24 protein-coding genes and 1 pseudogene are annotated in these 25,594 nt (G+C 72.1%); 18 read left to right on the plus strand and 7 right to left on the minus strand.

Going from position 1 to position 25,594, the window contains the following annotated elements; translation table 11 throughout:
- Positions 1-232: 232 nt before the first annotated feature.
- From ABZV00_RS35845 to ABZV00_RS35855, 3 genes are all read left to right on the plus strand, one after another.
- A complete protein-coding gene (locus tag ABZV00_RS35845; RefSeq protein ID WP_355614507.1) occupies positions 233-832 on the plus strand; it encodes a TetR/AcrR family transcriptional regulator in 600 nt (199 codons plus the stop codon).
- A gap of 89 nt (positions 833-921) precedes the next feature.
- Positions 922-1,632 (plus strand): HAD family hydrolase, encoded by a 711-nt coding sequence (locus ABZV00_RS35850; protein WP_355614510.1) that lies wholly within the window; start codon positions 922-924, stop codon positions 1,630-1,632.
- Positions 1,633-2,044: 412 nt separating this feature from the next.
- Entirely contained in the window at positions 2,045-2,833 is a 789-nt protein-coding gene (locus ABZV00_RS35855; RefSeq protein WP_355614513.1) for a L,D-transpeptidase family protein, read from the plus strand.
- Between the two features lie 28 nt (positions 2,834-2,861).
- Here ABZV00_RS35855 and ABZV00_RS35860 read toward each other — a convergent pair whose 3' ends face one another.
- The 3 genes from ABZV00_RS35860 to ABZV00_RS35870 all read right to left on the minus strand — a co-directional run bounded on the left by ABZV00_RS35860 (position 2,862) and on the right by ABZV00_RS35870 (position 4,509).
- The gene (locus ABZV00_RS35860; protein WP_328418626.1) at positions 2,862-3,140 is read right to left on the minus strand and encodes a hypothetical protein; all 279 of its coding nucleotides are present in this window, start codon (positions 3,138-3,140) and stop codon (positions 2,862-2,864) included.
- A gap of 47 nt (positions 3,141-3,187) precedes the next feature.
- A complete protein-coding gene (locus tag ABZV00_RS35865; protein WP_328418625.1) occupies positions 3,188-3,619 on the minus strand; it encodes a hypothetical protein in 432 nt (143 codons plus the stop codon).
- 185 nt (positions 3,620-3,804) lie between these two features.
- A complete protein-coding gene (locus ABZV00_RS35870; protein WP_355614517.1) occupies positions 3,805-4,509 on the minus strand; it encodes a VOC family protein in 705 nt (234 codons plus the stop codon).
- A 261-nt stretch (positions 4,510-4,770) separates the two neighbouring features.
- Between ABZV00_RS35870 and ABZV00_RS35875 the strand changes: the two genes are divergently transcribed.
- From ABZV00_RS35875 to malQ, 5 genes are all read left to right on the plus strand, one after another.
- On the plus strand, positions 4,771-6,057 hold the full coding sequence (locus ABZV00_RS35875; protein ID WP_355614520.1) for an ABC transporter substrate-binding protein: 1,287 nt from the start codon (positions 4,771-4,773) through the stop codon (positions 6,055-6,057).
- Entirely contained in the window at positions 6,054-7,049 is a 996-nt protein-coding gene (locus tag ABZV00_RS35880) for a sugar ABC transporter permease (RefSeq protein WP_355614523.1), read from the plus strand. Before ABZV00_RS35875 ends, ABZV00_RS35880 begins: the two co-directional genes overlap by 4 nt.
- A gap of 1 nt (position 7,050) precedes the next feature.
- Positions 7,051-7,893, plus strand: coding sequence for a carbohydrate ABC transporter permease (locus ABZV00_RS35885; RefSeq protein ID WP_355614526.1), 843 nt, complete (start codon positions 7,051-7,053; stop codon positions 7,891-7,893).
- Between the two features lie 9 nt (positions 7,894-7,902).
- Positions 7,903-9,108, plus strand: coding sequence for a sn-glycerol-3-phosphate ABC transporter ATP-binding protein UgpC (gene ugpC, locus ABZV00_RS35890; protein WP_355614529.1), 1,206 nt, complete (start codon positions 7,903-7,905; stop codon positions 9,106-9,108).
- 112 nt (positions 9,109-9,220) lie between these two features.
- Positions 9,221-11,185 (plus strand): 4-alpha-glucanotransferase, encoded by a 1,965-nt coding sequence (malQ, locus tag ABZV00_RS35895; protein WP_355614532.1) that lies wholly within the window; start codon positions 9,221-9,223, stop codon positions 11,183-11,185.
- Between the two features lie 18 nt (positions 11,186-11,203).
- Here the strand turns inward: malQ and ABZV00_RS35900 are convergent, their stop codons facing one another.
- Positions 11,204-12,313 (minus strand): winged helix DNA-binding domain-containing protein, encoded by a 1,110-nt coding sequence (locus ABZV00_RS35900; RefSeq protein ID WP_355614535.1) that lies wholly within the window; start codon positions 12,311-12,313, stop codon positions 11,204-11,206.
- Between the two features lie 202 nt (positions 12,314-12,515).
- On the opposite strand from ABZV00_RS35900, the gene ABZV00_RS35905 reads away from it, so the two are divergent.
- The 4 genes from ABZV00_RS35905 to wrbA all read left to right on the plus strand — a co-directional run bounded on the left by ABZV00_RS35905 (position 12,516) and on the right by wrbA (position 15,046).
- Positions 12,516-12,908 carry a DUF4190 domain-containing protein gene (locus ABZV00_RS35905; RefSeq protein ID WP_328418617.1) on the plus strand — a complete coding sequence of 131 codons (393 nt, stop codon included), beginning with the start codon at positions 12,516-12,518 and terminating at the stop codon, positions 12,906-12,908.
- 107 nt (positions 12,909-13,015) lie between these two features.
- Entirely contained in the window at positions 13,016-13,774 is a 759-nt protein-coding gene (locus ABZV00_RS35910; protein WP_355614538.1) for a HipA family kinase, read from the plus strand.
- Complete coding sequence (locus ABZV00_RS35915) at positions 13,771-14,139, plus strand: DUF3037 domain-containing protein (protein ID WP_328418615.1); 369 nt, start codon at positions 13,771-13,773, stop codon at positions 14,137-14,139. Before ABZV00_RS35910 ends, ABZV00_RS35915 begins: the two co-directional genes overlap by 4 nt.
- A gap of 289 nt (positions 14,140-14,428) precedes the next feature.
- Positions 14,429-15,046: an NAD(P)H:quinone oxidoreductase gene (wrbA, locus tag ABZV00_RS35920; protein WP_355614541.1), complete on the plus strand. Its 618-nt coding sequence runs from the start codon at positions 14,429-14,431 to the stop codon at positions 15,044-15,046.
- Positions 15,047-15,131: 85 nt separating this feature from the next.
- On the opposite strand, the gene ABZV00_RS35925 is transcribed toward wrbA, so the two are convergent.
- Positions 15,132-17,051, minus strand: coding sequence for an anthranilate synthase family protein (locus ABZV00_RS35925; RefSeq protein ID WP_355614544.1), 1,920 nt, complete (start codon positions 17,049-17,051; stop codon positions 15,132-15,134).
- A 263-nt stretch (positions 17,052-17,314) separates the two neighbouring features.
- Here ABZV00_RS35925 and ABZV00_RS35930 point away from each other — a divergent pair, with 263 nt between their 5' ends.
- The 3 genes from ABZV00_RS35930 to ABZV00_RS35940 all read left to right on the plus strand — a co-directional run bounded on the left by ABZV00_RS35930 (position 17,315) and on the right by ABZV00_RS35940 (position 21,777).
- Positions 17,315-18,727, plus strand: a complete 1,413-nt coding sequence (locus ABZV00_RS35930; RefSeq protein WP_355614547.1) for an FGGY family carbohydrate kinase — start codon at positions 17,315-17,317, stop codon at positions 18,725-18,727.
- Between the two features lie 99 nt (positions 18,728-18,826).
- On the plus strand, positions 18,827-21,358 hold the full coding sequence (locus tag ABZV00_RS35935; protein WP_355614550.1) for a nitrate- and nitrite sensing domain-containing protein: 2,532 nt from the start codon (positions 18,827-18,829) through the stop codon (positions 21,356-21,358).
- A gap of 5 nt (positions 21,359-21,363) precedes the next feature.
- Positions 21,364-21,777, plus strand: a complete 414-nt coding sequence (locus ABZV00_RS35940; RefSeq protein WP_328418611.1) for a roadblock/LC7 domain-containing protein — start codon at positions 21,364-21,366, stop codon at positions 21,775-21,777.
- A gap of 76 nt (positions 21,778-21,853) precedes the next feature.
- Here the strand turns inward: ABZV00_RS35940 and ABZV00_RS35945 are convergent, their stop codons facing one another.
- Entirely contained in the window at positions 21,854-23,197 is a 1,344-nt protein-coding gene (locus ABZV00_RS35945) for a GH1 family beta-glucosidase (protein WP_355614553.1), read from the minus strand.
- Between the two features lie 635 nt (positions 23,198-23,832).
- On the opposite strand from ABZV00_RS35945, the pseudogene ABZV00_RS35950 reads away from it, so the two are divergent.
- Positions 23,833-24,036 (plus strand): annotated as a pseudogene (locus tag ABZV00_RS35950) (cellulose binding domain-containing protein); the annotation flags it as partial.
- A 46-nt stretch (positions 24,037-24,082) separates the two neighbouring features.
- On the opposite strand, the gene tnpA reads toward ABZV00_RS35950, so the two are convergent.
- Complete coding sequence (tnpA, locus tag ABZV00_RS35955; RefSeq protein WP_328418609.1) at positions 24,083-24,514, minus strand: IS200/IS605 family transposase; 432 nt, start codon at positions 24,512-24,514, stop codon at positions 24,083-24,085.
- Between the two features lie 17 nt (positions 24,515-24,531).
- Between tnpA and ABZV00_RS35960 the strand changes: the two genes are divergently transcribed.
- Positions 24,532-24,945, plus strand: coding sequence for a hypothetical protein (locus ABZV00_RS35960; protein WP_355614557.1), 414 nt, complete (start codon positions 24,532-24,534; stop codon positions 24,943-24,945).
- The coding region (locus tag ABZV00_RS35965; protein ID WP_355614560.1) for a hypothetical protein at positions 24,945-25,594 on the plus strand (650 nt) is incomplete at its 3' end. The genes ABZV00_RS35960 and ABZV00_RS35965, both read left to right, overlap by 1 nt.

Genomic DNA, 25,594 nt, shown 5'->3' on the forward strand with positions numbered 1-25,594 from the left:
TGCGCCCGCTCCGCGGACGACAACCTCTGCCCCGGCATGACTCCTCATCCTCACGAGAATCCACCCCGTTGCAACAACCACTTGAACCCAAGGTGTTGCGAGGCCACTGGATCCAGGATCGAGCACGATCATCGGGTCAGGCGTCCTGACCTGCGCGTTGAACGGGCACCGCACAGTCACCAATCCGTCACCGCGCCGCTACGTCTGGTGTCCTCGACTTACGCTCGTGGGCGTGTCCGCACCTACCGAAGGCGCCACCGAAGAGGACCGACGTGACTTCATCGTCACGGTCGCTCGGGAGTTGGCCGAGGCCGAGGGCTGGACGGGGGTGAGTACCCGGCGGCTGGCCGAGCGGGCCGAGATCGACGTCGGGGATCTCTACCGGCACTTCGCCGATCAGGAGGCGTTGCTCGCCGCTGTCGCGGTGTGCGCCTTCGCCGACCTGGCCGCCGACCTGGCCGAGGCTCACGCGGAGGCCACCGAAGGTCATGCCGAGGCCACCGAAGGTACGGAACGGGCCTGGCCGGCGGTGGTGAGCGCGTACCTCGACTTCGCGTACGCGAATCCGGAGGTCTACGACGCGATGCTCGCGCTGACCCCCGACCTTGCCCTCGGCGTGGATGGTGTGCCGGCCGCGCCCCGGGCCGTCTTCGCGGAGCTGCGGGCGGCCCTGGCCCCACTGGCCGAGGGGCGTGACCCGGACACCCTGGCCGAGGTGGGCTGGAGTCTGCTGCACGGCGTGGTGATGCTCACCAGGGGCGGTCGGCTGCGCCCCGAGGCGCAGGAGGAACGGGAGGCGATGATCGCGGACCGGTTGCTGCGGTGGCCCTGACCGGCGGGGCGGAAAGTCGCTGGGTTCGCCGCGCGATACGTCCTAGAGTCCCGGATCGGCGGAGGAGCTGATCACAAGGAGGTGGCGGCATGACGGTGGACGCGATGGCCCGGCGGCAGGCGCAGGTGTTGGTCTTCGACGCGGACGACACCCTCTGGGAGAACAACGTCGTCTTCGAGCGGGTGATCGACGACTTCCTGGGCTGGCTCGACCATCCCACTCTGGACCGGGCCGAGACCCGGGCGATCCTCGACGACATCGAGCGGGCCAACGCGGTGGCGCACGGCTACGGCAGCAAGGTCTTCCTGCGCAGCCTCGCGGAGTGCCTGGAGCGGCTGCGCGAGCGGCCGGCCACCGACGCCGAGCGTCAGGAGATCGACCGGCTGGCGGTGGCCCTGGTCGAGCACCGGGTCGAGTTGATGCCCGGGGTGGCCGACGCGCTCGACGAGCTGGCCGGTCGGCACGAGCTGTTGCTGCTGACCAAGGGCGACCAGGTGGAACAGCAGCGCAAGCTGGACGCCTGCGGGCTGCTGCACCACTTCCGGGCCGCGCACATCGTCGCCGAGAAGAAGGTCGACACGTATCGGTGGCTGATCCGGGAGCACGGCTTCGACCCGGCCGGCGCGTGGATGATCGGCAATTCCCCGAAGTCGGACATCCTGCCGGCCCGGGCGGCCGGACTGAACGCGGTGTTCATTCCAAACGAGAACACCTGGGTGCTGGAGGACGACGAACTGGACCCGACCGACGCGGGCGTTCTGCGGCTGGCCGAGTTCCGCGATCTGCTGCGGCACTTCTGACCGTCCAAAAGCCGAACAGCGCCAGCGATCATGGTCGCGTTACGCCGACATGCCGCTTTTCCACCTTGAGATCAGTCACGCCGCTGGCGGTTCGCCGCGCCTTGTCCGGCCCGTCGTGGCGCGCCTAACCTGGGCCGGCGCTCACGGCCTCTCGGGGTGTGCCGGGGGCGCACCGGCGTCCGGCGGGTGGGCACCGTGGAGCTGAGTGCGGAGCGGCCGGCTCGCTCCGTCGAGCCGCGAGGCGTCGTGCCACGCACGCGCGTGCGACGGGGTGCCGGAGCTGTCCGCTTCCCTGCCGGTCCGCCGGAGGTCAGGGCCGGGTAGTTGCGGACCCGGCCCTGACCACGCCCCCAAACGACCACCCCCGGCGAGCGGGACAGACGCGAGCCGGGCCGACTGTCAGGATGATGGAATGAAGCGCAGATCCCTCCTGCTCGGTGCCGCCGCAGGCCTCGCGGTGCCGGCCGTGCTCGCCCCTGCGGCGCCCGCGCTCGGCGCGAGCCGGCCGCTGGCGCCGGCCTGGGGCACGGCGCCGGTTCCCCGATCCACCCGGCCGACGCTGCCGCGCCGCAACCTGGCCGCCCGGCTGACCACCCTGCCGCCGCAGACGAAGCAGGTGCTCATCGTCAGCTCCGCCAGCTACACCACCACGTACGCCACCCTTGAGGCGTACGTGAAGATCAGGGGTCGCTGGCAGCCCGCCTCGGCGTCGTTGCCCGCACGGATCGGCTCAGAGGGCTTCAGCGACAACCACGTGGAGGGTGTGCCGACCACGCCCACCGGTGTCTATTCGATCGGCCCGACCATGTACGGCATCGCGGCGAACCCGGGCATGCGGTACCCGTACCACCGGCTGGTCAGTGGCGACTGGTGGAACGAGAACCCGTCGTCGTCGCGGTACAACACCTTCCAGCACAGCTCGACCCACCCGGGCGGGGCCAGCGAGGCGCTGTGGACGGAGGTGCCCGCGTACACGCACTTCGCGGTCATCACCTACAACATGGCGCCGAACGTGCCGACGCCGATCCCGAACGCGGGCAGCGGCATCTTCCTGCACCAGTTCAGCACCAGCGCCGGCAACGCCACCGCCGGTTGCGTGTCCCTCTCCCACGACAACCTGGTCGACGTGCTGAACTGGCTGGACCCGACGGCCTCGCCGCGCATCGTGCTCAGCCCGTACGCCCAGCTCGGCCGATACTGACCTGCGCCGCGGAGGCGGGGTTTCCGGTTCAGGAGACCTTGCCGCCGCGGACGATGGCCACCGCCACCCGGCAGAACTCGTCCATGTCCGGGTTGAAGCCGGCCGCGATGTCGGGATGCAGCCCGGACCGCGTCTCGTCCAACAGTCGCTGGCAGACCTGCTCGACCGGCTCGCCGGCGTAGCCGCCGCGGACCCGTTCGATCGCTGCCTGGAGCGCCGAGGTCAGCTGGTCCTCCAGCGGGCCGCGCAGCTTCTGCTGCACGGGGTCGAGCCCGCGCGGGTCGAGCGTGACATGTGGCTCCGACATCGGTGCTCCCTTCGTCGGCGTCCGCGGTACCCCACCGCAGCCGTCGGTCAAACCCCGGTCGGTACGGCGGCGACCCGCACCTGATACGAGAAGTCCTCCGCCGGCTCCTCCTGGTACGACAACCGGCGGATCTGCCGGTCGTCGTCGTAGAGGGCGACGTCCACCAGGACGCCGAGGTGGGCCAGGCCGATGCTGGACACCCGCTTCTTGTCCTGCAGCACCGCGCAGACGCCGCCCAGCAGGGTGCTGGCGTCGGCCGTGCGGTGCCCGGGCGGGCAGCGTAGGACCAGGTCGACCTCGACCGGCCCGGGCAACGGCGTCCAGCCGGTGCGCTGGGCCGCTGCCAGGGCGGCCTGGAGCAGGGTGCGGACCCTCGTCGCCTGCCGGTGCCCGGCGGCGAAGATGGACAACGCTTCGGTCTTGACCGGTGGCAGGCCGCTCACCTCGAATGTCAGGGCGAGAGCGCGGGTGTCCTGCACGACGGCACCTCCTCGTTGGGACGATCCTGCCGAACCGCGGGAGCGGCGGTGGGACGTTCCCGCGATTACCAACCGATCGGGCAGGCTGGGGTCGGCCAGAGGCGTGTCGACGTCGGCGGCGAACGCGTTGGCTGCGGCGCTAGGAAGACGCTAGTCGACGGTGCGCGCGCTGGGTAGTCGTTCGCTCACCCGATGGGACGCGGCGCGAAGGCGCAGAACTCGTTGCCCTCCGGGTCGGCCAGCACCCACCACCAGTGGGCCTCGTCAATTGGCTCCCGCAGCAGCGTCGCGCCCGCCTCGATCAGCGCCATGGGCTCCGGGTCGACCAGGTCGACGTCCCAGTGCAGCCGGTTCTTGACGGTCTTGGGCTCGGGCACCCCGTTGAACACCCAGTGGTCCCAGGGGAACCCGGCCGCGCCGACCACCGACGCGTTACCCGACCCGTACTCGACCGTGCCGCCGACCACGCCGGTCCACCAGGCAGCCTGGGCGGCCGGGTCGGCCGCGTCCACGACCAGCTCGAAGAGGCCCGGTCGGGCGCCGTCCCGGGCCGGGAAGGCGCAGAACGGGTTGCCCTCCGGGTCGGCCAGCACCCACCAGCCGACCTCCCCGTCCGGTTCGCGAAGCAGCCGGGCACCGGCCGCGAGCAGCGCCGCCGGCTCCGCGCCGGCCAACCGCAGATCCAGGTGTACGCGGGTTTTGCCGGTACGCGGCTCCGGCACCCGGTTCACCCAGATCGACTCGGCGTTCGAGCGCGCGGAGCGCGGGTCCAGGCGAGTGTCGCCGTCGCCGAGGTCCACGACCTCGGCGTCGAGCATCCGCCCCCAGAAGGCACCCAGGGCGTGCGGGTCGGCGGCGTCCAGACAGAGATCCTTGAAACGGGCTAGCACCGTCCCAGGATGCCCGGCCCGGCGGCGAACCTGCTCGCCGCCGGGCCGGCGCTGTGGTGATCTCCCGCACACCGCGCCTCGCCACCCCCGGTCCAGCGGCGTCGGGTCTCGCGCAGGTTTCGTGACTTCCCAGCTCGGGCAGTGTGAAGGCCACGAAACGTCCGGGGTTGCCGCGCCGCTGGCCCAGCGCCCCGACCGTCTCGCCGTGCGCCGGGGCACGGTGCCTTCTCCCGGCTGCTGGCCGACAAGAGGGGAGGGGTGATGAACGACCCTGACGAGGCCCGACGTCGACGGCGACCACGGGTCCGCGTGGTGGCGGCTGCCGCCGTGTTGACGCTGGTGGCGCCCTTGGCCGCCTGTGGTTCCGGTGACGCTGGTGGCCCACCGACGCTCAACCTGTACTACCCGCCCGAACAGAACCTGCAGAAGGTCGTCGACGACTGCAACGCGCAGGCCCAGGGGCGGTACAAGATCGCCTACCGGGTGCTGCCCCGACAGGCCGACGAGCAACGCGTGCAGATGGTGCGTCGGCTGGCCGCCGAGGACACCGGCATGGACCTGCTCGGTCTGGATGTCACCTGGACCCAGGAGTTCGCCAGCGCCGACTGGATCCGCGAGTGGACCGGCCAGGACAAGGCCGAGGTCGAGCAGGGCACCCTCGCCGGGCCGCTGGACACCGCCCGCTACGAGGACAAGCTGTACGCCGCGCCGAAGAACACCAACGTCCAGCTGCTCTGGTACCGCAAGGACCTGGTGCCGCAGCCGCCGACCACCTGGGACCAGATGATCACGGCCGCGCAGCAGCTCAAGGACCAGGACAAGCCCTACCAGGTGCTCACCATGGGCGCCCAGTACGAGGGCCTGGTCGTCCTCTACAACACCCTGGCCGAGAGCGCCGGCGGAAACATCCTCAACGACGACGGTACGCAGGCCGTGATGGACGCCGGCACGGTCCGGGCGCTGGAGCAGTTGCAGCGCTTCGCCACGTCGGGCGTGACCTCGCCGTCGTTCAGCAATGCCACCGAGGACCCGGTCCGGCTGGAGTTCGAGTCCGGCGCGGGCGCGTTCCAGGTGAACTGGCCGTTCGTCTACCCGGCACTGCAGGAGGCGAACCCGGAGCTGGCCAAGCAGGTCGGCTGGGCTCGGATGCCGGGCATCGACGAGAACACCCCGAGCAAGGTCACCATCGGCGGGGTGAACATGGCGGTCAGCTCCTACTCCAAGCACCCGGAGCTGTCCTTCGAGGCGGCCCGCTGCATCCGCAACGCCGAGCACCAGAAGTTCTCCGCGATCAACGACGGCGTGCCGCCCACCATCGAGGCGGTCTACGACGAGCCGGAGATGGTCGAGGCGTACCCGATGAAGGACACCATCCTGGAGGAGCTGAAGGAGCCGGCGACCCGCCCGCTGACCCCGGCCTACCAGAGCATCTCCACCGTGATGTCGGCGATCCTGTCGCCGCCGTCGGCGATCCGTCCGCAGAAGACCGCGGACGAGCTGCGCGGCGCCATCGCCGACGCTCTCCAGTCCAAGGGGGTCCTCCCGTGAGCCTGCCCGCCACGCCGACCGGGGCGGACGTGACCGCCGAGGAGACCACCCGCTCCACCGACCGGCACGCCACCGTCCCCACCCAGCGCACCGGCCGTCGCAAGGCACCGCTGAGCGAGAACAAGAAGGCCGAACGCAAGCTCGGCTGGCTGCTCTGCGCGCCCGCCGCGCTGGTCATGGTCGCGGTGACCGCGTACCCGATCATCTATTCGGTCTGGCTGTCGCTCCAGCGCTTCGACCTGCGCTTTCCCGACCAGCGCGAGTTCATCGGGCTGGAGAACTACGTCACGGTGCTCACCAACGAGTTCTGGTGGACCGCGTTCGGGGTGACCATGCTGATCACGGTGGTCACCGTGGCCGTCGAGCTGGTGCTCGGCATGGGGCTGGCGCTGATCATGCACCGCACGCTGGTCGGGCGGGGCATCGTGCGGACCGCGGCGCTGATCCCGTACGGGATCGTCACCGTGGTCGCCGCGTTCTCCTGGCGGTACGCCTGGACGCCGGGCACCGGCTACCTCGCCGACCTGTTCAGCGACGGCGCGCCGCTCACCGAGCGGGCCAGCTCGCTGGCGATCATCATGCTCGCGGAGATCTGGAAGACCACCCCGTTCATGGCGCTGCTGCTGATGGCCGGGCTGGCGCTGGTCCCGGAGGACCTGCTCAAGGCCGCGTCCACCGACGGCGCGACCGCCTGGCAGCGGTTCACCAAGGTGATGCTGCCGGTGATGAAGCCCGCGATCCTGGTCGCGCTGCTGTTCCGCACCCTAGACGCGTTCCGGGTCTTCGACAACATCTTCGTGCTGACCGCCGGAGGCAACGAGACCTCGTCGGTGTCGATGCTCGCCTACAACAACCTGATCCGGGGCCTGAACCTCGGCATCGGCTCGACGATGTCGGTGCTGATCTTCATCACCGTGGCGATCATCGCCTTCGTCTTCGTGAAGCTGTTCGGCACCGCTGCCCCGGGCAGCGACGACGGGGAGAGGCGCTGACATGGCCACCGGTACCGAAACCACCACCCGCGCCCGGCTGCGCTGGGGCCTCCTGGACGTCCTCGTGGTCGTCTTCGCGCTGGTCCCGGTGCTGTGGATCGCATCGCTGTCGTTCAAGACGCCGGCCACCCTCACCGACGGGAACTTCATCCCCCGGGAGTGGACGCTGGACAACTACCGGACGATCTTCGACACCGACCAGTTCGTCCGCGCGCTGGTCAACTCGATCGGCATCGCGCTGATCGCCACGCTGATCGCGGTGGTGCTCGGCGCGATGGCGGCGTACGCGATCAGCCGGCTGGACTTCCCCGGCAAGCGGGTGCTGGTCGGCGTCTCCCTGTTGATCGCGATGTTCCCGCAGGTGTCGCTGGTGTCGCCGCTGTTCGAGATCGAGCGGCAGCTTGGCCTCTTCGACACCTGGCCCGGGCTGATCCTGCCGTACATCACCTTCGCGCTGCCGCTGGCGATCTACACGCTGTCGGCGTTCTTCAAGCAGATCCCGTGGGACCTGGAGAAGGCGGCGAAGATGGACGGCGCCACCCAGGGTCAGGCGTTCCGGCGGGTCATCGCCCCGCTGGCCGCACCCGGGCTGTTCACCACGGCGATCCTGGTCTTCATCTTCTGCTGGAACGACTTCCTGTTCGCCATCACGCTGACCTCCACCGAGCGGGCCCGTACGGTGCCGGTCGCCCTGTCGTTCTTCACCGGCGAGTCGCAGTTCGAGGACCCCACCGGGGCGATCTGCGCCGCCGCCGTGGTGATCACCATTCCGATCATTCTGTTCGTCCTCTTCTTCCAGCGCCGCATCGTGTCCGGCCTGACCTCCGGCGCAGTCAAGGGATAGGTGGTAGTCGTGGCTGACATCGTGCTCGACAAGGTGAGCAAGAAGTTCCCGGACGGGACCGTCGCCGTGCAGGACGTCGACCTGGAGATCGCCGACGGCGAGTTCGTCATCCTGGTCGGCCCCTCGGGCTGCGGCAAGTCCACCACCCTCAACATGATCGCCGGGCTGGAGGACATCAGCTCCGGCGAGCTGCGCATCGGCGGTCAACGGGTCAACGACAAGGCCCCCCGGGACCGGGACATCGCCATGTTCCAGTCGTACGCGCTGTACCCGAACATGACCGTGCGGGAGAACATGGCCTTCCCGCTGCGGCTGGCGAAGCTGGACAAGGAGACCATCAACCAGAAGGTCGACGAGGCGGCCAAGGTGTTGGAGCTGACCCCGCTGCTGGACCGCAGGCCGGCCAACCTCTCCGGTGGGCAGCGCCAGCGGGTGGCTATGGGCCGGGCGATCGTCCGGCAGCCGAAGGCGTTCCTGATGGACGAGCCGCTGTCCAACCTGGACGCCAAGCTGCGGGTGCAGATGCGCACGGTGGTGTCCCGGTTGCAGAAGCAGCTCGGCACCACCACCGTCTACGTCACGCACGACCAGACCGAGGCGATGACCCTCGGTGACCGGGTTGTGATCATGCGCGGCGGTGCGGTGCAGCAGGTCGGCCCGCCGCAGGAGCTCTACGACCACCCGCGCAACCTCTTCGTGGCCGGCTTCATCGGCTCGCCGTCGATGAACTTCCTGCACGCCGTCGTGCAGGACGGCGGGTTGCGTACCGCGTTGGGCGACGTGCCGCTCGGCGATCGGGTCCGCCGGGAACTGGAGGCGGCCGACGCGCCGCGTGAGCTGATCCTCGGTGTCCGCCCCGAGCACTTCGAGGACGCCGAGTTGGTCGACGAGGACACCCGCCGCCGGGGCCTGGAGTTCGAGGCTCCGGTGGAGATCGTCGAGTCGATGGGCTCGGACAAGTACGTCTACTTCACCGTGGAGGGGGAGAAGGCCAGCGCCGCCGAGCTGGAGGAGTTGGCCGCCGACGCGGGCGCGGCCGACTTCAGTGGCGCCGGCAGCAACCTGGTCACCCGGCTGTCGGCCGAGTCCCCGGTGGCCGAGGGGCAGTCGCGCCGGGTCTGGTTCAACCTGGAGAAGATCCACCTGTTCGACCCGGCCAACGGGCGCAACCTCACCCTGCACGAGGGCCGGGCGGCCGGCGCGCTCGCCGACTGACAACGTCCACCGTGGCGGGGCCGGCGGTCCGCCCGCCGGCCCCGTCGGGTCCTGCGCCGCACGCCCGGCCGTGACAAGGTGGTCGCAGGTCGCGTCGTGAAGCGGGGGACGGATGAACCGACGACTGGTCGCGCTGGCCAACGCGCACGGCGTGTCCACCTGGTACGAGGACTGGCGGCACCGGCGCGTCGAGGTCGCGCCGGAGACCGTCGTCGGCGTGCTCGGCCTCCTCGGCGTGGATGCCACCAACCCGGCGGCCATCGCCGACGCGCTCACCGCCGCCCGCGCGGTCGACCGGGCCGCCCTGCCGGAGACGGTGGTGCTCACCCACGGCGCCACTCGGGTGCTTCCCGGCCCGGGCGTGGTGACCCTGGAGGACGGTGGCCACCGCGCGGTCGACGGCGAGCTGCCGGCGGACCTGCCGCTGGGCTGGCACCGGCTGGCCTGCGCCGGCCGGGAGGCGACGCTGGTGGTGGTGCCCCGCCGGCTGCCCGTGCCGCCGCGCACCTGGGGCTGGATGCTTCAGCTCTACGCGCTCACCTCGGAACGCTCCTGGGGCATGGGCGACCTCGGTGACCTGGCCGAGTTCACCGGTTGGGCCGGTGCCACCGGCGCGGGACTGGTGTTGCTCAACCCACTGCACGCGGTCGGGCCGGCGCATCCGGTCGCCGCTTCACCGTATTCGCCGGCCAGTCGGCGCTTCGTCAACCCGCTCTACCTGCGGGTCAGCGAGACCGCCGCGTACCGGGCAGCCGACCCGGCGACCCGGGCGGTGGTCGACGCGTTGCGCCCCGACCGGGGCGACCTGATCGACTACGACGAGGTGTGGACCGCCAAGCGGCACGCCCTGGAGCTGCTGCATCCGTACGCCCAGCCGGTGGACCTGGGCGCGGACCCGGCGCTGACCACGTTCGCCACCTGGTGCGCGTTGGCCGAGCGGCACGGGAACGACTGGCGGGCCTGGCCGGCGGAGCTGCACCACCCGGACGCCCCGGCGGTCGCCGAGCAGCGCCGCCAGCTCGCCGACCGGGTGGCCTTCCACGCCTGGCTGCAACACCTCTGCGACGAGCAGCTCGACGCCGTCACGGCGGCGGCCCGGGCGGCCGGGATGCCGGTCGGCGTGGTGCACGACCTGGCCGTCGGCATCGACCCGGGTGGCGCGGACGGCTGGCAGCTCGCCGACCTGCTGGCCCAGGGCGTGCGGGTCGGCGCCCCGCCGGACGACTTCAACCAGCTCGGCCAGGACTGGGGGCTTGCCGCGTGGCGCCCGGACCGGCTCGCCGCCACCGGTTACGCGGCCTACCGGGACATGCTGCGGCGGACCCTGCGGCACGCCGGTGGCCTGCGGGTCGATCATGTCGCCGGGCTGTGGCGGCTGTGGTGGGTGCCGCCGGGTGCCGGCGCCGCCGAGGGCACCTACGTCCGCTACGACGCCGAGGCGATGCTCGGCATCCTCGCGCTGGAGGCCCACCGGGCCGGGGCGGTGGTGGTCGGCGAAGACCTTGGCACCGTCCAGCCGGCGGTGACCCGGGGGCTGCGCGGGCGAAACATGCTCGGCTCGACCGTGCTGTGGTTCGCCCGGGACGACGACGGCGACTTCGTTCCGCCGACCCGTTGGCCGCGCAACGCGCTGGCCACGATCTCCACCCACGACCTGCCGACCGCTCCCGGCTTCCTGACTGGCGAGCACGTCCGGGTACGCGACGAGTTGAAGCTGCTCGGCGCCGACGTGGCGGTGGAGCGGGCCCGGGCCGACGCGGACCGGGAGCGGCTGCTGACGATGCTGCGTGCCGAGGCGCTGCTGCCCGACACGGCCGCGCCGGATGACGGCGAGGTGGTGGTGGCGATGCACGCCGCGCTCGCGGCCAGCCCGACCCGGCTGCTCGGCGTCTCCCTCTACGACGTGCTGGGCGAGGTGCGTCAGCCGAACATGCCGGGCACGGTGGACGAGTATCCGAACTGGCGGCTGCCGCTGCCGGCGACCGTGGCGGAGATCTGTGCGGACCCCGGGGTGGCCCGGGTCGTCGACGTGCTCACCGCGGCCCGCCCGCGACCTGCCAGCCCGGACGAGGACTGACGCCCGACGCCGCGCTGGTCAGGCCGGCCAGTCGAACCGGGGCGGCAGCCCGAGGAAGTCGGCGTACCGACCCAACGCCTGCTCGACCCGGGCACGTCCGGCGGTGTCCAGTGGCGTCAGCGGCTGGATCGTCACGGTGACCGCGGCCCGGGCGACGCGACGTTTCCACAGGCCCACCACCCGGCCGGCGCGGACCACGGTGGACTGGAAGATGCCGTTGTTGCCCGGCACGACGGCGGCCTGGTGCGCGGGGTCGAGCATCAACGAGCGGTCCCGGAAGCCGAGCAGGTACTCGTCGAAGCCGGGCAGCACCAGCACGTCGTCGACCGGGGGGCGTGGTGCGTCGGCCAGCGCCGCGTCGACGTGCATCTCCACACCGTCGACCCGCACCACGGTCAGCACGTCGCCGGCGGCGGCCAGCCCACGCCGCGCGTCGGTCAGGGTGAGGCCGGTCCAGCCGGCGAACTCGCGGGCGGTGACCGGACCGTGCCCGCGCACGTAGCGGTGGGCGAGCACGGCCAGCGCCTCGTCCCGGTCCAACTGCCGTGGCCCGGGCGCCCACTCGTCGAGCAGCGCGAAGGTCTGTTCGGTGCCGACGTTCGGCGCAAGGCAGGTCACTCCGCGCACGCTGGCGTACCAGAGCAGGTGGTAGCCGCGCTGGCTGTCGGTGGCCAGGCCGGCCGCGCGGAGGGTGGCCAGGCACTGCGCCCGGGTGAGTCGGCCGCCGCCGGCCAGCGCGGCGCCGAGCACATCCACCGCCCGGTCGGCGTCGGCGTCGGTGAGCCCGAGCTGCGCCCGCCGGGTCGACGCGCCGGCCAGCGACCGGACGCCGGTCAGCTCCAGCATCCAGCGCGCGTCGGCGGGTGGGACGAGGTGCACGGTGCCCCGCATCGGCCAGGTGCGCAGCGCCTCCCGCTTCTCCAACGCAGCCTGCACGTCGGCCACGGTCTGCCCGGGCAGCCGCGCGCCCAGCGACCACAGCCCACTGGCCAGGTCCTGTGCCTGCATCGCGCCGAACCACTCGACGACCTCGGCGACGGTGCCGGGTCGGACGCCCGGGTGCGGCCGCAGCAGCAGGCTGCTCATCCGCAGCGCCAGCGCGTCGGCTGCGCTGAGGTCGACAGGCATGGGTCGTGCCCCTTCCGGTTGCCGGGCTGCCAGCCTAGGGCCACCCACCGACGACTCCGCCGGACGCGGCGTCCCGCGCATCCGCCGCCCCCGCGCCGGTGGCCCGTTGCTCGCCGGTTCGCGCCCAGGGGGCGTAACGGCCGGGGCAGCGGGAAAGCGGCGCGTCGGAAGTACGCGCGCCGCGCGTGCGGAAGGGAGTCTGATGACTGCCGCAAACGAGCCGGCCCGGGGTACGGGCGCGCCGGCCGGGTCCCGGACCCATCGGGCGGACGCCCGCGCGAAGACCAGCGCGGCCGCCACCTTCGCTCTGGTCTTCGGCGTGGCCGGCCTGATCAGCGTGCTGACCGCCATTCTCGCCTGGATCGGGTTGGTGCTCGGCATCATCGGGGTCATCCTCGGCATCGTCGGGCTGAAGATGTCCCGCCGCCCGGGCGTGACCGGGCGGGGCGTGGCGATCGGTGGCCTGGTGCTGAGCATCCTGGCGGTGCTCATCGGACTGGGCCTCGCCGCGGGCATCTCCACCTTCATCAACAACGAGGGTGCGGTGGACCGCCTCCAACAGCAGGTCGACGACCTGCGCGACAAGCTCGACTGACGCTCACCGATTCGCACGAGCGACGCGCCGGGCCGGGGCGCGCTCGCCGGCCGCGTCGCGCGACGGCTCCGGCGGGCGCGGCCGGAGATCACAGTAGGGTGGGCGACGTGCTCCGCCAGGTCACCGCGATCCGCTACGTCACCCCGCTACGCGAGGGTGGCTCGCTGCCGGGCGTGGTGGAGGCCGACGACCTCGGCACGTACGTGGCGAAGTTCCGCGGCGCCGGGCAGGGGCCCAAGGCGCTGATCGCCGAGGTGATCTGTGGTGAGCTGGCCCGCCGCCTGGAGCTGCGGGTACCACCGCTGGTGGTGCTCGACATCGACCCGGTGATCGGTCGGGCTGAGCCCGACCAGGAGGTGCAGGAGCTGCTGCGCAACAGCGGCGGCGCCAACCTGGGGATGGACTTCCTGCCCGGGGCGCTGGGCTTCGACCCGGTCGCGCATCCTGTCGACCCGATGCTGGCCTCGCGGGTGCTCTGGTTCGACGCGTACGTGGAGAACGTCGACCGGAGCTGGCGCAACCCGAACCTGCTGGTCTGGCACCGGGAGCTGTGGCTCATCGACCACGGCGCCTGCCTGTACTTCCACCACAACTGGCCGCGGGCCGGTGCCGCCGTGCACCGGGCGTACCGCGCCGAGGACCACGTGCTCGCGCCGTACGCCGACCGGCTCGCCGAGGCCGACGCCGAGCTGGCCCCCCGGGTCACCCCGGAGCTGCTCCGCGAGGTGCTGGCGCTGGTGCCGGAGGAGTGGCTGACCGCCGCCGACTTCGACTCGGCCGACGCGGCGCGGGAGGCGTACCTGGCGCACCTGTCCGCCCGGGTCGCGCGCACCGCCGACTGGCTGCCGCAGGGGAGCGCGGCATGAGGCAACCCTTCGAGTACGCCGTCATCCGGCTGGTGCCCCGCATCGAGCGCGGCGAGCAGATCAACGTCGGCGTGCTGCTCTATTGCCAGCAGCGCGACTTCCTGGCCGCGCGGACGCACCTGGACGCCGACCGGGTCCGCGCGCTGGCGCCCGACGTGGACCTGCCGGCGGTGGCTGCGGTGCTCGACTCCTGGGACCGGACCTGCGCCGGTGACGGACCGGCGACCCGGATGCGGCTCGGCGAGCGGTTCCACTGGCTGGCCGCGCCACGCAGCACGATGATCCAGACCGGGCCGGTGCACACCGGGCTCACCGCCGACCCGGCGGCGGAGCTGGAACGGCTGATGGCGGCCCTGGTCCGCTGAGCGGAGGCGGTGACCGGCGGACGGGCCCCTGATCGCGCTACGCCCGCCCCGTTGCCGGCGGAGCGCGATCCCCCGTTCAGGTGCCCGGCGCGGGGGCGGCGGAGTACTCCCGCCGGTGCCGGTGACATCAGGATCGCTCTCCGTGAGCGTCCGAGGGTCGGAACGCCCCGGAACTTGCGGAAAACTTGAGGATGCGGCCGCCGATCGGTGGGGCAGCGCGGGCTGCCGTTTGACGGTGCAGGCAACGGGTAGTCGCCGGAGCTGACTCTGACGAGAAGGGGAACATCTGATGGCTGCCCAGACCAAGGTAGCGGTGATCTACTACAGCGCCACCGGCATCACGTACCAGATGGCGCAGGCCGTGTGCGAGGCCGCCGGGGATGCCGGCGCCGACGTGCGTCTGCGAAAGGTGCGCGAGCTGGCGCCGGACGAGGCGATCCGCTCCAACTCCGGGTGGCAGGCACACCACCTGGAAACCCAGGACGTGCCCGAGGCGATGGTCGACGACCTGGCCTGGGCCGACGTGGTGATCTTCGGCGCGCCGACCCGGTACGGCATGGTCGCCGCCCAGCTGAAGCAGTTCATCGACACCACCGGCCCGCTGTGGGCCCAGGGCGCGCTGGCCAACAAGGTCTACTCCGCGTTCACCTCGACGGCGACCTCCCACGGCGGTCAGGAGACCACCCTGACCTCGCTCTTCACGGTCTTCTACCACTGGGGTGGAGTCGTGGTGACCCCCGGCTACACCGACACCAGCCAGTTCATCGCCGGCAACCCGTACGGCGCCTCGCACACCAGCAACAACGGGGAGATCGTTCCGGACGCCGTGGCGCTGGGCGCCGCCGCGCTCACCGCCCGACGGGCGGTACAGATCGGCACCGCGCTGAAGAAGGGCCTGGCCGGCTGAGCCGACCGGCGACCGGTGGCCGGGCAGGGGCTCTCGATCCCGTCCGACCACCGGTCGATCCAGCCGTACCCCTCGGGCGCGGTGACTATGCCCGCCCGCCCGCCGCCGACAGCTCGTCCGGGCGCGGTGCCGGCAGCAGGTCGCCCAGCAGTTCGGTCAGCACGGCGAGCCCGTCCGGGCTGAGCACCGACTCGGGGTGGAACTGCACCCCGGCGAAGCCGCGCCCGCGCAGCGCGTGCACGGCGCCGTCGCTCGCATCCCGGGCCAGCTCCACCGGCCCGTACGCGGTGTCCAACCGGTCCACCTCGGCGCGGGCCGTGAACGTGGAGTAGAAGCCCACCCGACGGGGGTGGCCGAACAGCGGCACCTCCCGTTGCAACCCCTGGTAGGGGGCCTCGCGCCGGTGCAGGGGCAGCCCCAGCAGCCCGGCCAGCACCTGATGGCCGAGACAGACCGCGAGGGTCGGGCGACCGCTCGCCAGCAGCCCGCTCAGCAGCCCGCGCAGCGCCACCATCTTCGGCTCGTCATCGCTGCCCGGGTCGCCCGGTCCAGGCCCGGCCACCACCAGGTCAAAGGCGTCGACCGGGCCGCTGGCGTGCCACGGCCGCAGCGTGACCGCGAGACCCAACGCGCCCAGCTGGTGGGCCAGCATGCCGGTGAAGGTGTCCTCGGCGTCCACGATCAGCGCCCGGCGGCCGACCACCCCGGGCAGCCCCAGCGCGTCCGGCGCTCGCTGGTCCAGCCAGAACCGCGCCAGCGGCGCGTTGCGCGCGGCCAGCGCCTCGCGTACCGCCGGGTCGTCAGCCAACCGCGCGACCGGCCCGCCGCCGGCAGGCGCCGCCGGGCCGAGGCCGAGCGCGGCCAGCACCCCGGCCGCCTTGGCGTGCGTCTCGGCCACCTCGCCGGCCGCCGTCGAGTGCCGGACCAGCGTGGCGCCCACCGGCACCCGCAACCGGCCGGTGGGAGAGATCTCGGCGGTACGGATCAGGATCGGCGCGTCCAGCGTCTGCCGGCCCGCCTCGTCGTGACCGAGCAGGGCCAGCACGCCCCCGTAGTAGCCCCGGCCGACGCGCTCGTGCCGGGCGATCACCCGGCATGCGTTCTCCATCGGGCTGCCGGTCACGGTGGGGGCGAACATCGTCTCCCGCAGCACCTCCCGCACGTCGCGGGTGCCCCGACCGGCGAGCAGGTACTCGGTGTGCGCCAGGTGCGACATCTCCTTGAGGTACGGGCCGATCACCTGACCGCCGTGCTCCGCGACGGTGGCCATCATCTTCAGCTCCTCGTCGAGCACCATGTACAGCTCCTCGACCTCCTTGGGGTCGGCGAGGAAGCGCAGCAGCGCCGCCCGGTCCGGCGTGCCGCCGACGGGCCGGAAGGTGCCGCTGATCGGGTTCATCATCACCAGCCCGTCGTCGACGCTGACGTGCCGCTCCGGGCTGGCGCCGACCAGCGTCCGAGTGCCGGTGTGCACCACGAACGTCCAGTACGCCCCGCGTTCGGCGACCAGCAGCCGGCGCAGCGCGGCCAGCGCGGCCACCAGCGGCGGGCCCTGCACGGTGGCGTGCAGGGTGCGGTGGATGACGAAGTTGGCACCCTCGCCGCGACCGATCTCCTCGGACAGCACCCGCTGCACGGTCTGCGCGTACTCCTCGTCGGTGACGTCGAACGCGGCGTCGACGGCGCGCACCGGTTCGTCGGGCAGCGCGGCCAGCGCGCCGGCCAGGGCGATCCGTCGGTGCTCGCGGACCTGGAGGAACTCCAGCGGGGATCCGTCGTCGCGGCAGGCGAAACCGCGCTCGGTGATCTGCCGGTACGGCACCAGGGCCAGCGTCCGCGCCCCGGGCGCGCCCGGCTGCAGCGGGATGTCCGCCAGCCGGTCGACGGTGTCGACCGGGCCGGTGAACAGCTCCAGCTCGTCGGCGCCCTCGCGGCGCAGCAGCGCGAAGGGGCCTGGGTCGACGCCGCGCGCGACGGCGGCGAGCAGGTGGGTCAGGTGGGTCATCGGGTTCTCCGTGGGGCCGGGCGCCGCCAGTGGGGCGGCCATCCGGGCCGGGAGATCCGGCGGCCGCCTCGATGGCGGCCGCGTGGATGGAGCTACGCGCGGGGGGTGGCCGCCAGGTCGGCGGGCCACCAGCAGGTCAGATGCGCGAGCATGCGATCCACCCTACGCGCCCGCCGCCGGGCCCGGAACCCGATGGCGCGTCCCGGTGGCGCCCGGCCCGACCGACGTTCCGGCACGGTCGGCAGCGGGTAACTTGACCGGCGATGAACATTCTCGCGCTCGATCTGGGCACCTCCTCGGTACGCGGGCTGGTGCTGGACGGGGACACCCAACCGATGCCCGGCGCCCTGGCCCGGCGGAAGGTCAACCTCGCCATCGGCGACAACGGCACCGGCACGCTCTCCGGTCCCGACTATCTCGCCTCCCTGATCGAGTGCCTCGACGAGTTGGCCGCCGCGGGGCACCTGCACGACGTCGATCTGGTCGCGGTCTCGGCGCAGTGGCACTCGGTGCTCCCGCTGGACCGCGTCGGCACCCCGCTGGGTCCGGTGCTCACCTGGCTGGACACCCGGCCGACGCCGCGCGACGGTGCGCCCGGCCCAGCCGACCCGGACGACTTCCACCAGCGCACCGGCTGCTGGTGGCACCGCAACTACTGGACGGTGCGGCTGCCCTGGCTGCGCGAGCAGTCCGGCAGCCCGATCGCCCGGTTCGTCGGCCTGCCCGAGTACGTGCTGGGCGAGCTGCTCGTGGGGGCACCCATGTCGGTGTCCCAGGCCTCTGGGACCGGCCTGCTGGACCTGGGCAGCCTGCGCTGGGACGACGAGGCGCTGACGCTGGCCGGGGCGCGACCGCAGGAGCTGCCGCCCCTGGGCGAGCTGGAATGGCATGGCCGGCTACGGGCCGACCGCGCCCGCCGCTGGCCGCAGCTGGCCGAGGCCCGGTGGTCGCCGCCGGTGGGCGACGGCGGGGCCTCGAACGTCGGCTCGGGCTGCGTGGACCCGAGCCGGGCCGCGGTGACCGTCGGCACCTCCGCGGCCGTACGGCTGATGCAGCGGATCCCGGCCGGCGAGCCGTTGCCCCGGTTGCCCGAACGGCTCTGGCGCTACCGGGTCGACCACGACCACGTGGTGACCGGCGCGGCGTACTCCAGTGGCGGCAACCTGTTCGCCTGGGCCGACCGGGAGTTGCGGTTGCCCCAGGGCGCTGAACTGGACGCGGCGCTGGCGCTGGTGCCGGCGGGCGGTGGCCGGCCGGCTGACCCCCGCTTCGGCGGCGACCGGGCGCCCGGGCTGGCCCCGGCGGGCACGGGCGAGCTGCGTGGGCTCAGCTTCGGCACCACGGCGGTGGACATCCTGGCCGGGCTGATGCAGGGCCTGTGCGAGCTGGTCGCCCACGACCTTGCGGTGCTGGAGTCCACGATCGACCGACCGGTCGAGGTGGTGCTGGGCGGTGGCGCGGTGGCCGCGTCGGTGTGGTGGCGGCAGTCGTTCGCGACGGCGCTCGCGCCGCGACCGGTGTCGCACCAACGCAATCCGGAGATCGGTGCCACCGGCGCCGCGTTGGTGGCGCTGGGCCGTTACGGTGACGCGGTGGAGCTCGCCGACATCGGCCGGACGGACGAGCTGGTCTTACCGACCACGACACCACCTTCGCACCCGCAGTATCCTCTCTGAACCGCCGCCACGTTCGGACCGTTGACAGCGCTCCCGAGCCTGGTTGGATGGACTGCGCTCCCCGGACCGCGGTGGACGCGGCAGGACGGAGGAGGCAGGGTGGCGGTAGGTCCCGACCCGGTGAACGGCGCGGTGTCGAACCATCGCCGGCGTCGCTTCGATGTCCGGGTTGTTCCCCACCGGCGCCGCTCGCCGTTCCGGCTGCGCGACTGGCGGATGAGCACCAAGCTGGCCACCGTTCTGGTGGTGCCGTCGGTGGCGTTCCTGGTGCTCGCCGGCGTGCAGACCAGCGCGCTGGTGGGGCGGACCACGGCGTTGAACGACTTCGCCCGTCAGGTGGGCATCGGCCGGCAGATCACCGCGGTGGTGCACCAGCTCCAGCAGGAGCGGGACCGCTCCGCGGGGGAGCTGGGGGAGCTGCGCCGCGGTGGCGACCGGGAGACCTCGGCCGCGGCCCTGAAGCCTCTGCAGTCGGCCACCGACCGGGCCATTGTGGACCTGCGGCGGGCGGCCGAGCCGCTGGCCGACGCCGACGCCTCCTGGCGGGTCGCCTTCTCCGAGGTGCTGGAGGCGTACGACCAGGTGGTGGACATCCGGCCGGCGATCCCGCCGGCGGTGCTCAGCAACGACACCATCCTGAGCAACTACCACCGGGCCGTCGACGTGCTGCTCGACCTGCTCGCGGAGCCGACGCCGGGTCAGGAGCGGCCGGCGTTGAGCGACGCGGTGCTGCGCTACGTCCAGCTGGCCCGGGTCAAGGAGCTCTCCTCGCGGGTTCGGGCCCAGCTCTACGCCGCCGCGCGCGCCGGCCGGTACGGCACCGAGGACCGTGTGCTGCTCACCGACCTGCGCGCCCAGCAACTGACCGCGCTTGGCGCGTTCCGGGTGGCCGCCACCAGCGATCAGATCCGCCGGTACGACGAGAGCTCGGTGGATCCGCTGTTCCTGGTCGCCACCCGGTTGGAGGAGCGCAGCCTGCCGGCCGGTGACGCACCGCCCGAGGTGCTGCCCTCGGAGCAGTGGTGGGCGGCCAGCCAGCAACGCCAGGAGCTGCTGCGGCAGGTCGAGGCGGGGGTGCTGGACGACGCCGTGCGACAGGCCGACGACGCCAGTACCGGCCAGCTGCGCACCACTCTGCTGGTGGTTGGCGGGATCGTCGCGGTGCTGCTGGTCGCCCTGCTGATTTCGCTGCTCGTCGGCCGGTCGGTCGCCCGGTCGATGCGGCTGCTGCGCAGCCAGGCGCTGCGGATCGCGCAGATCGAGCTGCCGGACGCGCTGGACCGGCTGCGGACCGTCACCGGCGGGGTGCCCGGCATTGAGGTCCCGCCGGCGGTGGTCCGCTCGCTCGACGAGATCGGCGAGCTGGCCGAGGCGTTCGTCGCGGTGCACCGCAGCGCGGTCACCGTCGCCGTCGAGCAGGCGCTGATGCGCCGCAACGTCAACGCGATGTTCGTCAACCTGGCCCGGCGTAGTCAGGTGCTGGTGGAGCGCCAGCTGGAGCTGCTGGATGATCTGGAGCGCGAGGAGAGCGACCCGGATCAGCTGGAGAACCTGTTCAAGCTCGACCACCTGGCCGCCCGGATGCGCCGCAACGACGAGAGCCTGCTGGTGCTGGCCGGCACGGAGTCCACCCGCCGGTGGAACCGGCCGGTGGGCCTCGGCGCGGTGCTGCTGGCCGCTGCCGCCGAGATCGAGCAGTACCAGCGTGTCCGCCTCGAGTCGGTGGGCAACGTGCATCTGGTCGGGCACGCCGTCGGTGAGCTGGTGCACATGCTGGCCGAGTTGCTGGAGAACGCCACCGCCTTCTCCCGACCGGACACAATCGTGGTGGTGACCGCCCGGGTCGAGGCCGCGTCCGCGCTGATCGAGATCGCCGACCGTGGCCTGGGCATGAGCCCGACCGCGTTGGCTGAGGCGAACGTGGTGCTGGCCAGCCCGCCGGCTGCCGACGTCGCGGCGGTCGAGCGGATGGGTCTGTTCGTGGTCAGCCATCTGGCCGCCCGGCTCGGCGTGCGGGTGCGGTTGGACGGTGGCGAGGATGGTCTCGTCGCCCGGCTCGTGCTGCCTGCCGCGTTGCTGGCCCCGGCGGGGGCGGTGGAGTTGGATCCGCCGGCGCCGGCCCGGATGTTGGCCACGAGCGCGGCTCGGGGCGTGGGAGCGCAGCGGGTGCCCGGGGCCACCCGGGCGGCGGGCGTGCCCGGGCCGGCCGTGGCGCCACTGGATCTGCCCGTGGCGGGCCGCCCGCCGGGGATCGCCGTGCCCCGCCAGGGGTCGGTCCGGGCCGGGGACGTGCTCGCCCCGGCGCGGTCGGGTAACGGCGGCGGCTGGTGGTCCCCGGAGGGTCCGCTCGGGCCGGCGGGGCCGGGGCCGGTCGTGCCGCCGGCCATCCCGGTGACCGCCGGTACGAACGAGCGGGGCCTGCCGATGCGGGTACCGATGGCACAGCTCTCCGCGGTCACCCGCCCGGCCCGGCCGGAATCGGCGCCGGCGCGCGACGATCTGGACCCGGAGGCGGTCGGTGGCATGCTTTCCCGGCTCTACAGCGGGGTACGGCGTGCTGAGGCCGAGGACACCACCGAGATACCCGTGCCACCCTTCGGGGGGCACGACGAAGGGGGACGACGACAGTGACGACGTTGAGCCAGGAGGCACGGGACCTGAGCTGGCTGGTGAGCGCGTTCGCGGAGCGGGTGCCGGGTGTGGCGCACGCCGTGGTGGTCTCCTCCGACGGGCTGCTGGTGGCGCTCTCCGACAACCTGCCCCGCGACCATGCGGACAAGCTCGCCGCGGTGACCTCCGGCCTGATGAGCATCACCGCGGGCGCGGCCCAGATGTTCGACAATGACGTCGTCAAGCAGACGGTGGTCGAGATGGGCCGGGGCTACTTCCTGGTGATGCAGGTGCGGGACGGGTCGATCCTGGCCACGCTGGCCGCCGGGGACGCGGACATCGGCGTGGTGGGCTACGAGATGGCCCGGCTGGCCAAGCAGGCGGGGGAGATGCTCACCCCGGCGCTGCGGGCGGAGTTGCAGCAGGCGCTGCCCCGCTGATGGTCCGGCCGTGTCCCGGACGGTCACCGGCTCAACGGAGCCGAGCCGTCCGGGCCCGGCCGCCCGGGCGGCCCGCTCAGAGGCCGCCGTCGGCGATGACCGACCGGTACCAGTGGGCGCTGCGCTTGAGCACCCGCCGCTGGGTCGGGTAGTCCACGTAAACCAGTCCCCACCGCTGGTCGTACCCCTCGGCCCATTCGAAGTTGTCCAGCAGCGACCAGACGTGGAAGCTCTCCAGCGGCACACCGTCGGCGATGGCCCGGTGGGCGGCGGCCAGGTGGTCGCGCAGGAAGCTGATCCGGCCGGGGTCGTCGATGGTGCCGTCCGCGGCCAGGGCGTCCGGGGTGGGCAGCCCGTTCTCGGTGACGGTGAGCGGGATCGGGCCGTAGTCGCGGGTGACCCGGGTCAGGATGTCGTACATCCCGTCGGGGTAGATCTGCTGCCACTCGGCCTCGGAGGTCGGCCAGCGCTGCTCGGTGCGGCCGTCGGCGGTGACGTAGATCGGCGTGTAGTACTGCACCGCCAGCAGGTCGACCGGCGAGGAGATGACCGCCAGGTCGCCGTCGCGGATGCCGCGGACCATCCGGCTCTGTGGGCCGAGGTCGGCCAGCACGTCCTCCGGGTAGCTGCCCTTGAGCACGGAGTCGAGGTAGAGGCGGTTCTCGTAGCCGTCGTAGAGGCGGGTGGCCGTGGCCGCCTCCGGCGAGTCGTCGGCGGGGTAGCAGGGGTGCAGGTTGAGTGCCGGGCCGATCCGGCCGGTGCCGCCGGCGGCGCGCAGCGCGCGGACCGCGAGCCCGTGGGCGAGCTGCAGGTGGTGGGCGACCAGGTATGCGGCGTCCGGGTCCTGCCGGCCGGGGGCGTGGTGGCCGCCGAGGTAGCCGTTCTGCACCACGGTCTTGGGCTCGTTGATGGTGAGCCAGGCCGGCACCCGGTCGCCGAGGGCGCGGAACACCGCGTCGGCGTAGTCGGCGAAGCGGTCGGCGGTGTCCCGCGATTCCCAGCCGCCGGCGTCCTGCAGGGCCTGCGGCAGGTCCCAGTGGAACAGGGTGGCCATCGGCGCGATGTCGCGCTCGTGCAGGCCGTCGAGGAGGCGGCGATAGAAGTCGAGCCCGCGCTGGTTGGGCGCGCCGGTGCCGTCGGGCTGGATCCGTGGCCAGGAGATGGAGAAGCGGTAGCTGCGTAGCCCGAGGTCGCGCATCAGGTCGAGGTCCTCGGCGTACCGGTGATAGTGGTCGGCGGCGACGTCGCCGGTGTCGCCGTTGCGGGTGCGCCCGGGGGTGCGGCTGAAGGTGTCCCAGATCGACTCGCCGCGGCCGTCCTCCTTTGCGGCGCCCTCGATCTGGTACGCGGAGGTGGCCGCGCCCCAGCCGAAGTCGCGGGGAAAGCGCAGCGGGCCGGCGGGCCCGGTAGGTATCGACATGATTCTCCTCGTGGATACGGGGCCACCGCCGAGATTCGGGAGCGCTCCCATAATAGGTCAGGGGCGGCGAGCCCGGTCAGCCGGCCGTCATGTCGGCCGGTAGTGGCGGGTTGAGGGCGGTGCGGGCCCCGGACAGCGAACGAGGCCGACCGGGCGGCGCGGCGCGCCTGTCCCGTCGGCCTCTTTTCCCATCGTGTACGGGGGTTTAGTGTGGGGACGGGGGAGGGCAACCCCCGTCCCCACCGTAACTGCACACACACGGGCGGAATTTGGGTCCTGCCGTGCGTGTCGCGCGGGAGCCGGGCCACGCGAGTGGCTCTGGTTCCACCTCCCTCCGTGTGGCGGGACGATGGCTGACGACGGCGTCCGGGCTGGCCCGTCGTCGGCCCTCGGGCTGGTTCACCGGGCCCGTCGGAGACGGTCCCGGTGATCTTCTAGTTGGAACCTTGTCGATGGAAGCGCTCCCATCGACGATGCTGCGACTGTAACGCCCGTCACGCCTTTGTGAAAGACCCAAAACGAGATCGAAACAAGGCTCTGAATCGGCCTGCCGCGCGCTTGTTGTGGGAGCGCTTCCATGGCACACTGTCGATTCAACGCGACAGGAGCCAGATCGCGTGGACGCGGGTCCGAGCACCGGCCTCAGCGCCAACATGACGATCAAGAATCTCGGCGACCCGCTCACCGGCTGGGCGCTGATGTTCGCCTTTCCCGGAAACCAGCGGGTCACCCAGGGCTGGTCGGCACGGTGGAGCCAGACCGGCAACCAGGTCACCGCCACCAACGAGTCGTGGAACGGCAACCTCGGTGCCGGCGCCACCGCCAACATCGGCTTCAACCGGATGTAGCGAGAATCCCGGTCCTCGAGGGCCGCGAGGAGTCGCGTCACGGACCGGGATGTTTCTGTTCTTTGATGTATTCCTTGACCACTTCTAGTGGGGCGCCGCCGCAGGACGCGGCGAAGTACGACGGCGACCACAGGTGGCCGTGCATGATGTGCCGGTTGATCCGGCCGGTGAACTCCTCGCGTAGGTAGTGCGCTGAGACGCCCTTGAGCCGGTTGACCAGCGTGGAGATCGACAGCTTCGGCGGGTAGTGCACGAGCAGGTGCACGTGGTCATCCTCGCCGTTGAACTCGCGCAGCGCCGCGCCCAGGTCGGCGCACACGTTCCGCATGACCTGTTCGCAGTGGGTGAGCATCGCGTCGTTGAGGACGCCACGCCGATACTTGGTGACAAAGACAAGATGAACCTGCAGGTTGTAGACAACGCTTCTACCTCGGCGAACATCCGGGTCTGGCGTCCATCGTGGTGACATGGACAAGATGCTACGGTGTGGTCATGCTCGCCAAACTGGACAAGCCCGTGAAGCCGGGTTTGGCCGCCAAGGCCCTCGGCATCGACTACTCGGACCTGCCGAAACTCGACCATCCCTGGACGAAGAGGGACGTCCGGTCGCTGCGTGACAGCAGGCCCGGCTGGCTGACCGAGGCGCGCCGCCGGCACGCGACCCGCGTGCAGCAGGCGAGCGAGGCTCGGGCCGCAGAGCTGGTCGCGGAACTGGCGCGGCTCGGCTACGACGCCCCGGACCTCGGCACGGTTGATCAGGCTGCGCTCTACATCGACGGCGCCGTGACCCACCTGACGACCATGGCTCGCTGCTCCGAAGACGAAGCGGACCGGGCTGCCTGGCGGCGGTGGCCGAAGTCGATGGCCGCCGAAGTGGACTACGCCGACCAGGGCGCCTAGTGAAGATCGTCGTGCAGGTCCGGTTGTTCCCGGACGCCGCACAGCATGCGGCGCTGCGGGCAACCCTGGACCTGTGCAACGAGGCCGCAAACGTCGCCTCCACGCAGGCGTATCAGCGGCGCGTGTTCGCCAAGCGGTCGTTGCAGCGGCTCACCTACGGCCAATTGAAGGACATGGGCCTGTCGGCCCAGCCCGCGATCCACGTCGCCCGTAAGGTCGCCGGGGCGTACGCCACCCTGAAGGCCAACATCCGGGCGGGGACCCTCGGCCCGGCCGGCTCGAAACGCCGGCAGGCAGCAGAGGGCAAGCCGATCCAGTTCCGCCGGGACGCGGCCCAGCCGTACGACGACCGCTGCCTTTCCTGGCGACTGACCGACCGGACCGTGTCGATCTGGACCGTCACCGGACGGGCCGGGCCGATCCTGTTCGGCTGCTCCGACCAGCAACACGCCCTCCTGGTCACGCACCGCCACGGCGAGTCGGACCTGATCTGCCGCGACGGCAAGTGGTACCTGTACACCACCTGCGACATCCCCGACGCACCCACTAAGGAGCCGGACGGGTTCCTCGGCGTCGACCTCGGCATCGCCAACCTCGCCACCGACTCCGACGGCCGCCACTACTGCGGCAAAGCCACAAACCGGGTCCG

The sequence above is a fragment of the Micromonospora sp. NPDC005173 genome (assembly GCF_040608515.1).
GTDB lineage: Bacteria > Actinomycetota > Actinomycetes > Mycobacteriales > Micromonosporaceae > Micromonospora.

Bases quoted from the DNA above. Each gene is read 5' to 3' on its own strand.
- ABZV00_RS35875 (WP_355614520.1), top strand. From the start codon at position 4,771: ATGAACGACCCTGACGAGGCCCGACGTCGACGGCGACCACGGGTCCGC.
- ABZV00_RS35855 (WP_355614513.1), top strand. From the start codon at position 2,045: ATGAAGCGCAGATCCCTCCTGCTCGGTGCCGCCGCAGGCCTCGCGGTG.
- malQ (WP_355614532.1), top strand. From the start codon at position 9,221: ATGAACCGACGACTGGTCGCGCTGGCCAACGCGCACGGCGTGTCCACC.
- ABZV00_RS35900 (WP_355614535.1), bottom strand. From the start codon at position 12,313: ATGCCTGTCGACCTCAGCGCAGCCGACGCGCTGGCGCTGCGGATGAGC.
- ABZV00_RS35885 (WP_355614526.1), top strand. From the start codon at position 7,051: ATGGCCACCGGTACCGAAACCACCACCCGCGCCCGGCTGCGCTGGGGC.
- wrbA (WP_355614541.1), top strand. From the start codon at position 14,429: ATGGCTGCCCAGACCAAGGTAGCGGTGATCTACTACAGCGCCACCGGC.
- ABZV00_RS35945 (WP_355614553.1), bottom strand. From the start codon at position 23,197: ATGTCGATACCTACCGGGCCCGCCGGCCCGCTGCGCTTTCCCCGCGAC.
- ABZV00_RS35925 (WP_355614544.1), bottom strand. From the start codon at position 17,051: ATGACCCACCTGACCCACCTGCTCGCCGCCGTCGCGCGCGGCGTCGAC.
- ABZV00_RS35905 (WP_328418617.1), top strand. From the start codon at position 12,516: ATGACTGCCGCAAACGAGCCGGCCCGGGGTACGGGCGCGCCGGCCGGG.
- ABZV00_RS35860 (WP_328418626.1), bottom strand. From the start codon at position 3,140: ATGTCGGAGCCACATGTCACGCTCGACCCGCGCGGGCTCGACCCCGTG.
- ABZV00_RS35915 (WP_328418615.1), top strand. From the start codon at position 13,771: ATGAGGCAACCCTTCGAGTACGCCGTCATCCGGCTGGTGCCCCGCATC.
- ABZV00_RS35850 (WP_355614510.1), top strand. From the start codon at position 922: ATGACGGTGGACGCGATGGCCCGGCGGCAGGCGCAGGTGTTGGTCTTC.
- tnpA (WP_328418609.1), bottom strand. From the start codon at position 24,514: ATGTCACCACGATGGACGCCAGACCCGGATGTTCGCCGAGGTAGAAGC.
- ABZV00_RS35930 (WP_355614547.1), top strand. From the start codon at position 17,315: ATGAACATTCTCGCGCTCGATCTGGGCACCTCCTCGGTACGCGGGCTG.